A 14,546-nucleotide genomic window follows, 5' to 3' on the forward strand; every position below is an offset into this window, starting at 1 on the left:
ACCAGGCCGCGGCGCATCCCTGGTGAGTCGTTGTGAATCGTCGCGCCGACGTCGCGATTTTCTTCGGCGTCGTAGCGGCGGTGGAAGCGTCAGGCCGAAAGTCGAGGGCGGTATTGCAGCGCTTCTGCCATGTGCGCCTCGTTCGCGACATCGCTCTCCGCGAGATCCGCAATCGTCCGCGCCAAGCGGAGGACCCGATGATACGCCCGCGCCGACAAGGTGAGCGACTCCGACGCGTGCACCAGAAGACGCCGCGCCCGGACATCGATCTGCCCTCGGGCCAGTATCCACCGCCCGGCTGCCTGCGCGTTGCAGGACACCCGCTCCGTCGATGCGTAGCGCCGCCGTTGTATGTCCCGCGCTCGCTCAACTCGCGCGCGAATCGCGGCGGACGACTCGGCGCAAGCATTGTCGTCAAGCGCAACGAGCGGGACTGGCGCGAGCGTCACGTGCATGTCGATGCGATCCGCCAACGGCCCGGAGAGTCTCGAGCGGTATTTAGTAATCTCTGATTCGGCGCACACGCAGGGCCTGGTGGGATGTCCCAGAAACGAGCACGGACACGGATTCATCGCCGCGATGAGCGAGAACCGCGCGGGGTAGGCAACACTCAACGCGGCACGCGCGATCACCACCCGGCCGTCCTCGATCGGCTGGCGCAACGCCTCGAGCGCCGCGCGTGGAAACTCCAACAGCTCGTCGAGAAAAAGGACACCGTGATGGGCGAGACTCACCTCGCCCGGGCGCGGATTGCTGCCGCCGCCGACGAGACCGGCCGACGAAATCGAATGATGCGGTGCGCGAAATGGACGCGACGCAACCTGCGCCGCGCTCGGCGATGCGAGCAGTCCGGCGACCGAATGCACCGCGGTGACTTCGAGCGCTTCCGCTTCGGTGAGCGACGGGAGAATCGACGGCATGCGCCGCGCGAGCATCGTCTTCCCCGCACCGGGCGGCCCAATGAGCACGCACGCATGTCCGCCCGCCGCCGCGATCTCGAGCGCGCGCTTGGCGCTCTCCTGTCCGACAACGTCGGCAAAGTCGGCGCCCTCATCAATCGGTCCGCGACAGGCGTCGGGTCGAGCGTACTCGATCGCATTCCCGCGGAGCGCCGAGACCAGTTCGCCGAGTGTGTGGGGGGCGATGAGGGGGACGGATCGAACGAGGCCGGCTTCGTTGACGTTCGCCGGCGGCAGCACGAGTCCGCGCACATCGGCATGGCACGCCGCGAGATGGCGGGCGACCGACAGCACGCCGCGGACGCCGCGCACCGAGGCGTCGAGTCCAAGTTCGCCGAGGAAGGTGAGGCCGGCGACGGATTCGTGCGAGAGGGCGCCCGTGGCGACGAGCATTCCGACGGCCATCGGCAGGTCGAAGCCGCAGCCGACTTTGCGGCTGTCGCCCGGGGAGAGTGAGATGGTGATGCGCCGCGGTGGAATCTGGAAACCTGCATTCACGAGCGCGGCGGACACGCGTTCGCGACTTTCCTTTACCTCGCCGGCGGGCAGTCCGACGATCACCCATTTGGGGAGGCCGGGGGCGACGTCGACTTCGACGCAGACGTCGTAGGCATCGATGCCGAGGACGGCGGCGGAGCGGATGGCGGCGAGCATGGCGGGAAGGTGTGCGGCGTGATGACGCCGTGTGTCATCGAACGCACGCCGGCCGGACCAAACGGATGTAGTTTGATTGTCCTAACTATTTGTGTTGACAAAGCTAACTATTTCGCCTAGCGTGTCCCCGATGCGCCTTCGCCGGGACGTCGCCCAGGTCTTTCGGGATTATCCGCGGATCTACTTCGCGTGCCACCGGACTCACGTGCGCGATCCCGAGTCCGGCGCGCTGGTGAGCGCGCGGCAGGTCAGCATCCTGGATCATCTGGACACGGCGGCGCCGACGATTCTGAGCGAGCTCGCGGGGCATCTGGGCGTGACGCCGGCAACGATGTCGATCGCGGTGGGGCGGCTCGTGGCGCAGGGCTACGTGACGCGCGTGTTGGACGAGGGCGACCGGCGGAAGGTGCAGCTTCGGCTCACGGCGTCGGGGGCGCGGGTGTGCGCGGCCAATTCGGTGCTCGAGCCGGCGCTGGTGCAGGCGATGCTCGACCAGCTCGGCGCGGCCGATCGCGCGGCGGCGTTGCGCGGATTGGCGCTGCTGGGCGAGGCGGCGCTGCGGGCGCAGGCGGGCCGATCGCGGGCCGGGACCGCAGGCGCGCGCGGAACGCGATCGGCATGATAAGCATAATTGAACTATTATTCGTTAATAATTACAATAATGGAATGAGCACATTAGTATTTACGGAACGCTAATTGTCATACTATAAATTACAGTAATATATATACAGTACTGTCATTGTTCATGTGCGCATATTAGCATGCTTGCATAACTCGTGGTTCTTTCCATGGGCTCTCGTATGAAATGGCTCCTCGTCACCGGCGGCATCGTCGTGGCCGCCATCCTCGTCGTCGTCGCGATCGGCGCGCTCCTTCCGCGCGACCACGTGGCGAGCCGAACCGCCCACATCCCTGCCCCGGCCGAGGCCGTCTGGTCCGCGATCACGGACCCGGCGGGCTTCCCGCAGTGGCGGCACGACGTCGCCCGTGTCGAGCTGCTTCCCGACGCGCCCACCGGACGATCGTGGCGCGAGTACTCGAAGAACGGCGCCATCACCATGGTCGTCGACACCGCCGATCCACCGCGCCGGCTCGTCGGGCGCATCGCCGACAAACACCTGCCCTTTGGCGGAAGCTGGGAATACCGGATCGTTCCCGACGGAGTCGCCGCGAGTCAGGTGACCATCACCGAGCGCGGGTCCGTCTACAATCCGATCTTCCGCTTTGTTTCGAGATTCATCATGGGGCACACGGCGACGATCGACGCCTATCTTCGCGACCTTGGAACGCGCTTCAACGCGAGCGTGACGCCGACGACGGTCGCCGCGGGAGACGACTGAGAGGAGACGACTGACATGGGATACGAAACCAAGTGCCGAGTGCGCGTGGATAACCGCGCAGGTGCGGTGCGCGAGGCGGATGCCGCGACCGTGTTGCTCGAGACGGACGAGCTCATCGTGCGCGGGGACGCGCGCGTTCGGGTGCCGCGAACCGCGATCGAACGCATCACGTCGCGCGGCGGAGTCGTCACCATCACTGCGCCAAACGCGGTCATCTCACTCACCCTCGGCGCCGATGCCGCCGCGAAATGGCAGAAGAAGCTCGGCGAAGCACCGAAGCGGCTCATCGACAAGCTGGATGTGAAGCCCGACGCCGCTGTGTGGCTGAGCGGGATCACCGACGCGGAGCTGATCGCCCAAGTGAAAGACCGCACGGCGCACACGTCGGCCGGGCGGACGGCAAAGGCGTGCGACGTGGTCTTCGTGCAGGTGAACGAAGGCGGCGAGCTCGATCGAATCGATCGCGCCGCGCGCGCGATCAAGCCCGACGGCGCCGTTTGGGTGGTGCATCCCAAAGGGAAAACCGGCGTGGCCGACACCACGATCTATGCACGCGCCAGCACGCTCGGGCTCACCTATACGAAGGTGGCGCGCGTCTCCGACACGCTCACGGCGGAAAAACTCGTGTGGCCGCGCGCTTCCCGAGGGAAATAGCTTTTCATCATGGCTACCGCGCGCGATGCCCTGCTCCTGTTCGATGGAACGTGCGGCTTCTGCGCGGAGAGCGTGCAGTTCGTGTTGGCGCATGAGTCGCGCGCCCGCACGCTCAAGTTCGCGAGCCTGCAGAGCGGAGTCGGCGCTCGCGTGCGGTCCGCGCACCCGGAGCTCGACGGCGTCGATTCAGTGATCTGGTATGAGCCCGCGGCCGGTGCGCGGGGCGAAACCATCCTCGTGCGCTCCGGGGCGGTGTTGCATGTCCTGGACTACCTGGGCGGCGTCTGGCGCGTGCTCGGGTGGCTCGCGCGCATCGTGCCGCGTGTCGTGCGCGACGCCGTGTACGATCTCGTGGCGCGGCACCGCCACCGGCTCGTGCGCGGCGGGCAGGTTTGTGTGCTGCCGTCCGCGGATCAACGCCGGCGATTCATCGATCTGTCGACAGAAGAAACCGTCGCATCTCGCTGAGCACGCGATCGCGGTGACTCACGAAGATCCAGTGGTGCGCGCCGTGGATCTCGAGCACCTGCCCATTCACAACCTGTGATTTGAATTGCCGGCGCAGCGGGCGATAGACGGATTCGGTCGCGCGAACGAGCCTTTGAAAGGCGTTCCGGTGCGCGGCGTCGTCCCGCTGCCAGGGCTCGAGCTGCGAGACGCTGTCCGTGACGGCATAGATGGCGAGCGCCGGCGCGCGCACGTCGCGATAATCGGGATGCTCCGACCCAATTGATGCATAAGCGGGAGTCGCTTCCTCGTTCCAACCGTCACACGCATAGCGCACGCGGATATCGGCTTCGGGAATGTTGACGCCGCGCGTGCGATGCACGAATGCCACGTAAGCGGCCGCTGTGGCGGTGTCGGCGGACGACGGGATCGGCGGTCCGGGAATATCAGGCGGCACCGGAAAAAGGCGATCGAATTCCTGCTGCGCCGCCACCCGGTCATACGCGGCGTCGAGATAGACGAGCTTCGCGACGCCCTGCGGATACGTCGCGGCGAAACGAGTCAACTCTTCGCCGGCGATCGAGTGGCCGGCGAGATAGACGCGCGCGAGATGCAGCGAGTCGAGGACGGCGCGCACATCGGCGACGAGCCGCTTCGTGTCGTAGCCGTCTGACGGATGGTCGGATTCGCCGAAGCCGCGCCGTGTGATGGCGTAGACGTGAAAGCGGTCGGTGAAGGCGGGCGCGAAATCGTCGAATGCGTGCGCGGTGTTGCCCAGCCCGGCGAGAAAGACGAGCGGCGGTCCGTTTCCACCGAAGTCGAGATAGTGCAGTCGAACGCCCGGCTCGACCGTCACGTAGCGCGCGACGTGCGGCGCGGTGTCGTGCCATCCCGCCGTGTCGCTTGCCGCGAACTGACAGGCGGCGGCGAGCACCAACGCGAGCATCATGCGAAGGTCATACGAGCGTCATGCGAGCGTCGTGCTTATCTGCTCAGGCGCCGATCCGCTTCCGGATTTCCCGCGCGCCCGCGTTGACGCCAACGGCCACGCCGGCGCCGAACAGGATTGCCGTCGTCACGGTCACAAGCGGAAGGAGTGCGGCAACAGGCGTCGCAATCAACGCGGCGCCAAGGCCGGCGAGAATCGGCACGCCGGCGCGATGCACGGCATCGACGTAGCGCAGGCGTTTTTGCACGAACTGGCGAGCTTGCCAGTAGCCGACGAGCGTGACGGCGGCGGTAATGCCGAACTTGATGAGCAGCAGGGTGCCTGTGAACACGGGGATCCTCCGAGAGAGCATGCGCGCGCTTGTGATGAATCTATACGGGCGCGTGACGGCCGAGTTTCGTACCGTTGTGCCGTGCGGCTGGAATCAACTGCCCGTCCCGCATAGCTTTGGCCTACCTTCTCCGGCGTGCGATTTCCTTTGAGCCACGAGCGTTCCATGGTCACCCTCCGCGTCGTTCGGCACGATCGCGACCAGGTGCTCGCCGAATGTCAGAGTCCGTGCGTTCCGGCCAGCGGCGAGGTGTTGCAGCTGGATACCGTGGACGAGAACGGCGAGAAGGTACGTCCGAGCACGATGTGGCGGGTGGTATCGGTGACGCTTGGTGTGCCGTCGCTCGCGTCGTCGCCGCCAAAGGATGGGAGCGGACTTCAGGTGCGGTTCGTCGAGGTTGCCGTGCTGCCGGACGTGGCGTTCGTACCGGAATTCGCGGCCGCCGCCGAGAAGATTCTTTCCGAATCGAAAATGTGATGATGCCCGGCGACATCCAGATTTCCTGCTCAGCCCGATGTCGATGAGCGAAAGTGAACCACAGATGTACAGCGTCACCCAGGAGCTTCCCGCGCATTTGCGCGACTGGCAGCTGCCTCCAGGGTGGCGGTGGGGCGCCGAAGGTTTGAACACCCAGGACCGGCACTATCAGGAGATCATCGACGCGCTCGATCGGTCGCTGTCGCTGGTCAGCGCGCCGAACGCCATGCATCGCGGCTGGCTCGAGGCCGAGGCGCGGCATCTGGCGCATCGCAATCATCCGGCGATGCCGACGACGTATCACTACTGGGCGGCGTACGGTGAAAGCCGGCGCGGACCAGGATATCTGCGGCGGTGGATCGCGGGGGAAACGATCGCCGCGCGTCTGCGCCGCATGGGAACGGACGACACACCCGGCGTCATTCGGCTGATGCGCGAGATCGGATCGGCGCTCAGTTACCTGCACGATCTCGGCGCTGTGCACGGATGCATGTCGCCGGAAACCGTCTGGACGACGCCGATGGGTCGATTGTGGATCATCGGTTGGCAGTGGGCGATGCCTCGCGGGGAGATTCCGGAAAATCTCTCCCCGGACTTCCGCTTCATGCCGATTCCGAGCGAATGGGCCGGCGGCGTGTGGGATCCGACGCCGTATACGGATCAGTGGCAGCTGGCGGCCGTGTGCTTCAGCGCGCTCACGGGTGAATCGCCGACGCCGGACGAAGTGCCGCCGATTCAATTGCTGCGACCGGATTGTCCGCAGGCGTTGGCGGTCTTGATCGATCGCGCGCTGCAACCCGATCCCGGTCTCCGCTATCCGACCATGGCGGCGATGCTGCGCGCGCTCGACCGCGTGATCGGTAGCCGCACGATGGTGATGCTCGCGGGCGACGAGCCCGGCACGAATCTCACGAACGAATCTGCCGAGGCGCGGTTGCGGTGGGCGCTGGCCGATGATTATGAAGTACTCGCGTCGCTCGGCGCGGGATCCTTCGGATCGGTGTGGCGCGTGCGAGACTTGACGCTCGGCCGCGAGGTAGCGCTCAAGCTGCTGCACCCGCACGTCGCGCGCGATGAACGGATCGTGGGACGCTTTCGGCGCGAAGCGAAGCTTGCCGCGCAGCTGGCGCATCCGGCGATCGTGCCGATCTTCGACTGGGACAGTCGCGGCGACGTGGCGTGGTACACGATGGAATTGGCCGAGGGTGGTTCGGTCGCGGAGCTGGTCGCGCGGTCGGGGCCGCGCGCGTTGAGCGAGATCGCACCGCAAGTCGATTTCATTCTCAATGGCCTCGCCGCGGCGCATTCGATCGGCATCATTCATCGCGATCTCAAGCCGGAGAACGTGCTCATCGACCGCTACCGGCGGTGGCGGCTGGCCGACTTCGGCATCGCGAACGTGACGGGTGAAGAAGTCGCCGGTGCATCGGGCACGCCGGCGTTCGCGTCGCCCGAGCAATTGCTTGGCGAGACGCAGGATGCCGCGGCGGATTGTTTTTCGATCGCGGCGATCGTTGCGTTCGCGATGACCGGCAGTCCCCCGTTCGGTGAGCGTGACAGCGCGGCGATTTTGGCGCGGGAGATGCGCGGCGATGTGGACCTCGCGTCGTATGCGCCGGAGATTGCGGAATGGCTGCGGCGCGGGTTGTCGGCGTCGCCCGACGATCGGTTCGTCGATGCGGCGGTGATGCAGTCCGCGTGGCGCACCGCGGTGTCCGCGGTGCTGGAGCGCGAACGACAGGTGCCGTGGTGGCGACGCTGGTTTGGCGGCGACGATGCCGGCGCGGCGTGGACGGGTGATTCGCTCTTTACCGCCTGAGCAAACTACACTCTCGTGCAATGGCCATCGCATCGATCAATCCCGCCACGGAAGAGACGATTCAGTCGTTCGACGCGCTCTCCGACGCCGCGATCGACGAGAAATTAGACAATGCTCATCGGGCGTCGCTGACCTGGCGCACGACTCCGGTGGGCGAGCGCGCGATGATCGTGCGCCGCGCGGGCGAGCTGCTCGAGGAGCGCAAGCGCGAGTACGGGCGCCTCATGACGCTCGAGATGGGCAAGCCGTACAAGGCCGCGATCGAAGAAGCGGCGAAGTGCGCCACGGCGTGCGCCTACTATGCCGATCATGCGGAGCAGTTCCTTGCCGACGAACCGGTGGAGGCGGCAAAGGAGCGAAGCTACGTCGCCTTTCAACCGCTGGGCGTCGTCCTGGCGGTCATGCCATGGAACTTTCCATTCTGGCAGGTGATCCGCTTCGCCGCTCCCGCGCTCGCAGCAGGAAATGTCGGACTGTTGAAGCACGCGTCGAACGTGCCGCAGTGCGCGCTGGCGCTCGAGCAGCTATTCGCCGAGGCGGGGGCACCCGGAGGAGCCTTTCAGACTTTGCTCATCGGGTCCGAGCCCGTGGGCCGCATTCTGGCGGACGATCGTGTCGCGGCGGCGACGCTGACCGGCAGCGAGGGCGCAGGCAGCAGTGTCGCGAGCGCGGCGGGCAAAGCGATCAAGAAAACGGTGCTGGAGCTGGGCGGGAGCGATCCCTTCGTGGTGATGCCGAGCGCGGATCTGGAGAGCGCGGCGAAGACCGCGGTGAACGCGCGCACGATCAACAACGGGCAATCGTGCATCGCGGCGAAGCGATTCATCGTGCATCAGTCCATCTTCGACGAGTTCACGGCCCGCTTCGTGATGCGCATGCGGTCGCTGGTGGTGGGTGATCCAATGGATAACGCGACGAACATCGGCCCGCTGGCAACCAAACAGATTCGCGACGACCTGCACGATCAGGTGGAGCGTGCGCGCGCCGCAGGTGCGAACGTGCTGCTCGGCGGGCGGCCGCGCGACCGGCGCGGATGGTACTACGAGCCAACCGTGATGGTCGACGTCTCGCAGGAGTCACCGGTATGGCGCGAAGAGACGTTTGGTCCGCTCGCGGCGATCGTGCCGGCGCGCAGTGTCGGCCATGCCATCGAGCTGGCGAACGATTCTCGCTTCGGCCTGGGGGCGGCGGCGTGGACGCGAGACGAGCGGGAGATCGGCGCGTTCGCGCGCGGGCTCGAGGCCGGCTGCGTTTTCATCAACGGGATGGTGGCGTCGGACCCGCGCTTTCCGTTCGGCGGCGTGAAGAAGTCGGGCTACGGCCGGGAGCTGAGCGCGTTCGGATTGAGAGAGTTCGTTAATATCAAAACTGTAAGAATCCTGCAGTCGGAAGGCGCGGACAAGAGCGCAACCGAATAGAGCCGGCGTCAGGGGGGCGTCAGGCGAATCGTCACGGTCGTGCCCTGCCCCGCGCCGCTCTCGATGTCGATCGAACCGCCCCACCGTTCGACGAGTTGACGGCTGATCGCCAGGCCCAAACCGCTGCCGCTCGTGCGCGTCGAGAAGTGCGGCTCGAACACGCGGGGCAAGACATCGGGGGGAATGCCCAGCCCATCGTCGTGCACGACAATGGCAACGCCCGGCGCCGCACCGTTGCTGCTCGGCGCGACCGAGACGTCGACGTGCCTCGCCTGCGCGTGCCGCGCATTCTCGAGGACGTTCAACAACACCTCCTTCAGCTCGTCGACGCGGGCGAGCGCGGTGACCGGCGCATCGACGCCGCGTTCCGTCCACTCGACGCTCTCGTTCCCGCCCATGCGCTCGAGCGAGACGACCTCGCGCACGATGGCCGCGACGTCCACCGAGGTCGGGGTGCCGCGTTCCTCGGGGGCGGCGCCGTAGCGGCTGAACGCTCGCGCGATCTCATCGAGGCGATCGATCTCCGTGAGGATCTGATTCACGTTGTGCTCGAGAACGCGGTCGAAGTCCACGCGCGCGTCGTTGCGCGCGCGACGCAGATGCTGCACGCCCAGGCGAATGGGCGTGAGCGGATTCTTGATTTCGTGCGCGACTTGTCGCGCCATCTCGCCCCACGCGATGACGCGCTGCGCACGCGCGAGCTCGGTGACATCGTCGAGGGTGACGACGGCACCGCCGCGCTCGAGGCGCGTGAGCGTCCCACGCAGCTGTTGCTGATCGAGCGCCGCCTCGAAGTCCTGTTCGTCGCGTGGGGACGCGAGAAACGCGTCCACGATATCGGCGATCTGCGACGGCGCACGCGCGCGAAGCGGCGTCCCGGCCGCGAGCAATCCGCCGAGCAGCGATTCGGCCCGCGGGTTGGCGAGCGAGACGCGTCCGTCGAGATCGACGGCGACGACTCCGCTCGCGACGTTGCGAAGCACGGCGGCCGTGCGGCGTTGCGCTTCCTCGAGTGCGCCGCGACTGGCGTTGAGGTCGGCCGCCATTCGTCGAAAGGCGGTGAAGACGGGATAGAACTCGACCGTCGGCTCGGCCTCGAGCCGCGGCGCGGCTCCGCCGGCGATCGAGAGCGCGGCGTCGCTCAACGTGCCGATCGGACGAGCGAGCTGCCGCGCCGCGATGCCGCTCAGCCAGAACGCGGCGATGCCGCCAAGCACCGTGGCGAACAGCACCAACACACCGAGATCGCGCCGCTGCCGACCCAACGACATCTCGTCGGCACGCGCGGGCGCCGCGATCACCGTCGGCGGCGAACCCGCCTCGGAGAACGAACGATATCCGAACAACGATTCGCTGCCGTCGACGGGCTCGAGATCGGTATCGGTATCTTCGTTGCGCACGGCGACCGTGATCTCGACCGGCGCGGGAAGAAACCGACCGATGGGTGCAATCAAATCGTATAGCGGATCGCTCGCGGCGCGCAGCTCGCCATTGCGGTACATGAGCAGCGGCGTGTCGAGGCGATTGCTCTCGGCGATCAGCGATGCGTCCGGCGGCGGCACCAGCGCGCGAAGCGTCTCGTTCACGAGCACACGGCGCGACTGCGTGGTACCCTGCGAAAGATTCCCGTACGACCACACAGCGAATGCCGCCGCGGGAATCACGAAGAACGCGAACAGCGCCCAGGAGAGCCGCGCGCGATAGCTGCGACCCCATGTTCGCCGCCGCGCGCGCAACCATCGTCCGCCGCCGCCGTCGGCGACGACGCTCGCGAGCCACAACAAACCGACGATCGCGAGATCGAGGAGCACCACGAGTGTGCCGCGCTGCACGAGCGCCTTGAGCGGCCAGAGCTCGACTTCGACGTGCGCGGGAACAGTGCGTGTTCCCGTGGAGACCGCCCAGTCACCGTGAATCTGACTGCCGTCGCGCCGCCATCGAGGAACCGAGTCGACGGCGGGCGCGAGCGGGACGGTCCCTTCGCGCAGCCGAAGCGTGTACGGCGGTTCGACGTCCGCATCGACGTCGAGGCCGAGCAGAGGCGCGAACGGGTCGGTGTCGAACAAGCGGCTGCGCGGTGCGAGCACGGCCGCGGTCACGCCACCGGCCGCGGACGGTGCCGCCATCACCAACTCCACCGCCGTGTCGGTTGGCACGGCCTGGAGCATCAACGCCCCGGTCTGCCGCGCGCGCGTCACCATCCGCGCGATGGCACTTCGCGGAATTGGAATATCAGCAGTGTGAAATTCGGCGACGGGCGCCGAGTCGGCCGGGAAGGCGAACAGCGCGATCGGGTTGCCGGCGGCGGCGATATCCGATGTTACATAATGCTGAAGAAGCGCCTGGCGTGTATTTGGCGCGGAGTCCAGCGCGAGCGAGCTGCCGAGTCGGCGCAACAGCGTGAGCGCGACCGAATCAGTCTGGCTCAGTGATTGGAGATCGCGCTGCGCTGCTTCGACGCGTCCGCGCGCGGTGCGGCCCCAGATCAACGTCGTCGCGCCGAGCGCCGCGACGGTTGATGCGCTCAGGATCACGTACCGCGTGCGCCGGCTCAGCGCGAGCAGCGCGATCGCTACGATCCAGACGATCGTGTACCACCACGGCCAACGACCGGGAGCCGCCCACACTTGCGGCGCGAGCACGGCGGCGATCGTCGCGGCGAGCGGTGCGACCCATGGCGGCAACCCGCGACGTGGACCGAGCACTGACGCGCCGGCCGCGGCTCCGGCGAGAAGCACCGAGACTGCCGCAAGAAATGTTGGAATCTCCCAGATCAGCCACAGCGCCGCGTCGAGGCCGTGCGGTGGAATCTTGACGCCGCGGGCCAGCTCGCGCAGGAGGAATGGGCCGAGCACGGCGACAACGAGAATGGTGAGCGCGGCGCTCCATCCACGTAACGGCTGAGCGCGGCGGCGGAAGATGGCGAGCACGCCGAGCAGCACGAGGGCGCTCGTCGCGGCAAGCGCGCCGGCGTTGCCCGTGAGGGGACCGCCGCGCGGCGTGAAGTACACCGCCGGATCGAACAGCCGCGTGAGGTTCGAATATTGGCTGAGCGGAACGAGCGCGGTACATGCGAGTCCGATCGCGAGTGCCGCGACGCGTCGGGACGTCATGCGCGTGCCGCGCCACACGCCGATGATGAAGCACGCGAGCGCAAACACGAACGCAATGCCCGCGCGCGCGCGAACACGCTCCTGGATGCGTGCCTGGACCTCGCCCTGGATGAGCGGGGCCGCGGTCACGTCGAACATGCGGCGGCCGTCGATTGCGTAGCGAAGCACGTCCGGCGAATGCGATGTGTCGACGGGCGGCCCGAATATGAATCCACTCAACCCTGTTTGCGATGCGACGTGATTCGCGAGCGGCGTCGATAAGCGGTCAGCCGGCGGAACGGCGCCAAGCAGCGCGACCGCGACGGCCGCGGCGTTGGACTGCCGCGAGACGAATTGCAGCGCGAGATAGAACGGGGTCGCGATGACCGCGGGTCCGGCGGTATTCGCGTCAACGGGTGGACGAATGATGCCGCCCCACGCGAACGCGCTGTCGCCGCGATACAGTACGACGCCGCGCTCAGTGCCCGACTTGACGGCGGCATCGAGCGCATCGAACGCCGCGGTGCGGTCTCCCGAGAGCTCGAGCGCACGCGAGACGGCCGCGCGCGAACCCTGGGCGGCGGCGTCGATCTCCTGGCGCAGCGTCTCGAGTCCGCGAACCGCCGCTTCGTGCTGCCACGCATCCCAATGATGGTCAACGTTCCACAAATCACGTTGCGCCGACGAGGCAAGCACCGCGGCGACCGCGAGCGCCGCCGACGAGGCGAGCGCCCACCAGCGAGGGGCGTCGCGAACGGCCGTCGCGAGGACCGCGGCCGCGACCGTGGCGACGATCAGCGCGACGAGATAGTCTACGCTCGGCCCGTGCAGCCACTGGCTCGCCGCGAGCAGCGCCGCGCCGGCCGAGATTGCCCACCACGTCCACCGGGATCGAATGAGTCAGCCTCCGACCGGCGCGCCGACACCGCGCCGATTGAAACAAACGCGTCCCGCCGACGTCGCCGCGCTGATCGAGCGCGACCCGCGGCTCATCATCCCCGTCGGCACGTGCGAGCAGCACGGACCGCATCTGCCGCTGGGCTCCGACACGCTGATCGTCGAGCGACTGTCGTCGGATCTGTCATCCGAGTTCGGAGTGCTGCTCGCCCCGACAGTCGAATACGGGGTGAACGTCGTGACGGAGCGCGGTTTCGCGGGCAATGCCTCACTGCGCAAGAAGACGCTGCACCGAATGCTCAACGACTTGCTCGACACCTGGGAGTCGACCGGTGTGCGCGAGTTCATTCTGCTCACGGCCCACGAGCATGACCCCCACCTGGAAGCGTTGTCGACGTTGATCACGTCGGTGGCGCGCGTGCGCGCCGTTGACATCTTCGGCGTGGACTTCAATGATCTCCTCGAGGGTCAGAGCGAGCCCATGCACGGCGACGAAGTGGACACTTCTCTCCTTCTGTACCTTGCACCCGAGCTCGTCGACATGAGCCTTGCGAAGGATTATATGATGTCGCGGGACGAGTTGCGACGATACCGCCGAGGCTGGCTGCGAATTCCGGCAGCGAGTCCCGGGTCGATCGGACGGCCGACGCTCGCCTCGGCGGAGAAAGGCCGCGCCATTTACGAGCGCATCTATTCGCGAATTCGCGAGCGTATCTTCGTCGCCCCGCCGGTCGAATCGTGAACGCACGGACCGCAATCGTGAACCTCGGGTACCATCGAACTATGCCAAGCTTGCGATTGGTCGTCACGTGCGCTGCCTCGTTCGTCGCTGTGCTCGCATCGACCGCGGTGCCGGCGAGCGCACAGGGCAGACCCGTGGACGAAGGGACCTTCGTGGTCACGCGTCCGGGCGCGCCACAGGAAACCGAGAGCTTCAAGATCTGGCGGCTCGAGGGTGGAGCCCTGCTCGCAACGGGCTCGCTGACATCCGGCCAGGAGCGCATCACGTCATCGCTGCGGACCGATTCACTCGGGACGCCGCTGATGTACACCGTCACGGTTCGAGAGAAGGGGGCGGATCGCACGAAGATCACGGCGGAGACACGCGGCGGTCGATTGCAGTCGCACACGCTCGATCAGCGGGGCGACGAGTCCATGCGCGAGTATCCGGTGTCCCAGGGCAACTCGCTCGTGCTGGAAGACGATCTGGTGCATCAGCTTTTTTTCGCGGCGCTCGCGAAACGGACGGGTTCCGTGCAGGTGATCAATCCGCGCGCGGCAACGGGTGGTCGCGCGACGATGAGCGCGCTCGGTCTGGAGCCCATCGACGTCGGCGGACACTCCGTGACGGCGGCCCACTATTCGCTAATTGCGAGCTCAGGCCGACGTGATTTCTGGGTCGACTCAGCGGGTCGTTTGCTGCGTGTAGAGGCACCGTCGCAAGGGTTAAAGGCCGTTCGAGAAGAATTACCGCGGTGAAGCGGTAAAAAACCCTGCTCTCTCGCTAGC

13 protein-coding genes are annotated in these 14,546 nt (G+C 66.7%); 9 read left to right on the forward strand and 4 right to left on the reverse strand.

All coding sequences use genetic code 11. The features are described from left to right. Positions 1 to 89 precede the first annotated feature (89 nt). On the reverse strand, positions 90 to 1,613 hold the full coding sequence (locus tag VN706_00090) for a YifB family Mg chelatase-like AAA ATPase (GenBank protein ID HXT13994.1): 1,524 nt from the start codon (positions 1,611 to 1,613) through the stop codon (positions 90 to 92). Positions 1,614 to 1,743: 130 nt separating this feature from the next. Between VN706_00090 and VN706_00095 the strand changes: the two genes are divergently transcribed. The 4 genes from VN706_00095 (at position 1,744) to VN706_00110 (ending at position 4,075) form a co-directional block, all read left to right on the forward strand. Next, complete coding sequence (locus VN706_00095) at positions 1,744 to 2,235, forward strand: MarR family transcriptional regulator (protein ID HXT13995.1); 492 nt, start codon at positions 1,744 to 1,746, stop codon at positions 2,233 to 2,235. Positions 2,236 to 2,413: 178 nt separating this feature from the next. After that, the gene (locus VN706_00100; GenBank protein HXT13996.1) at positions 2,414 to 2,953 is read left to right on the forward strand and encodes an SRPBCC family protein; all 540 of its coding nucleotides are present in this window, start codon (positions 2,414 to 2,416) and stop codon (positions 2,951 to 2,953) included. 45 nt (positions 2,954 to 2,998) lie between these two features. Next, complete coding sequence (locus VN706_00105) at positions 2,999 to 3,607, forward strand: DUF3052 family protein (protein HXT13997.1); 609 nt, start codon at positions 2,999 to 3,001, stop codon at positions 3,605 to 3,607. 9 nt (positions 3,608 to 3,616) lie between these two features. Next, complete coding sequence (locus tag VN706_00110) at positions 3,617 to 4,075, forward strand: DCC1-like thiol-disulfide oxidoreductase family protein (protein ID HXT13998.1); 459 nt, start codon at positions 3,617 to 3,619, stop codon at positions 4,073 to 4,075. Here VN706_00110 and VN706_00115 read toward each other — a convergent pair. Then, complete coding sequence (locus tag VN706_00115) at positions 4,035 to 5,003, reverse strand: alpha/beta hydrolase (GenBank protein HXT13999.1); 969 nt, start codon at positions 5,001 to 5,003, stop codon at positions 4,035 to 4,037. The two genes, VN706_00110 and VN706_00115, sit on opposite strands and share 41 nt — an antisense overlap. A gap of 43 nt (positions 5,004 to 5,046) precedes the next feature. Next, complete coding sequence (locus VN706_00120; protein ID HXT14000.1) at positions 5,047 to 5,334, reverse strand: hypothetical protein; 288 nt, start codon at positions 5,332 to 5,334, stop codon at positions 5,047 to 5,049. Between the two features lie 165 nt (positions 5,335 to 5,499). Here VN706_00120 and VN706_00125 point away from each other — a divergent pair, with 165 nt between their 5' ends. The 3 genes from VN706_00125 to VN706_00135 are packed head-to-tail and all read left to right on the forward strand — an operon-like array spanning position 5,500 to position 9,048. Beyond that, on the forward strand, positions 5,500 to 5,811 hold the full coding sequence (locus VN706_00125; GenBank protein HXT14001.1) for a hypothetical protein: 312 nt from the start codon (positions 5,500 to 5,502) through the stop codon (positions 5,809 to 5,811). Between the two features lie 43 nt (positions 5,812 to 5,854). After that, the gene (locus VN706_00130; protein HXT14002.1) at positions 5,855 to 7,630 is read left to right on the forward strand and encodes a serine/threonine-protein kinase; all 1,776 of its coding nucleotides are present in this window, start codon (positions 5,855 to 5,857) and stop codon (positions 7,628 to 7,630) included. A 20-nt stretch (positions 7,631 to 7,650) separates the two neighbouring features. Next, entirely contained in the window at positions 7,651 to 9,048 is a 1,398-nt protein-coding gene (locus VN706_00135) for an NAD-dependent succinate-semialdehyde dehydrogenase (protein ID HXT14003.1), read from the forward strand. Between the two features lie 8 nt (positions 9,049 to 9,056). Here the strand turns inward: VN706_00135 and VN706_00140 are convergent, their stop codons facing one another. After that, positions 9,057 to 12,836, reverse strand: a complete 3,780-nt coding sequence (locus tag VN706_00140; GenBank protein ID HXT14004.1) for an ATP-binding protein — start codon at positions 12,834 to 12,836, stop codon at positions 9,057 to 9,059. Positions 12,837 to 13,035: 199 nt separating this feature from the next. Between VN706_00140 and VN706_00145 the strand changes: the two genes are divergently transcribed. Both VN706_00145 and VN706_00150 read left to right on the forward strand, forming a co-directional pair. Beyond that, a complete protein-coding gene (locus tag VN706_00145; GenBank protein HXT14005.1) occupies positions 13,036 to 13,779 on the forward strand; it encodes a creatininase family protein in 744 nt (247 codons plus the stop codon). A gap of 50 nt (positions 13,780 to 13,829) precedes the next feature. After that, the gene (locus tag VN706_00150; GenBank protein HXT14006.1) at positions 13,830 to 14,516 is read left to right on the forward strand and encodes a DUF6134 family protein; all 687 of its coding nucleotides are present in this window, start codon (positions 13,830 to 13,832) and stop codon (positions 14,514 to 14,516) included. The last annotated feature ends 30 nt before the right edge of the window (positions 14,517 to 14,546 follow it).

This window comes from Gemmatimonadaceae bacterium, assembly GCA_035606695.1.
GTDB lineage: Bacteria > Gemmatimonadota > Gemmatimonadetes > Gemmatimonadales > Gemmatimonadaceae > JAQBQB01.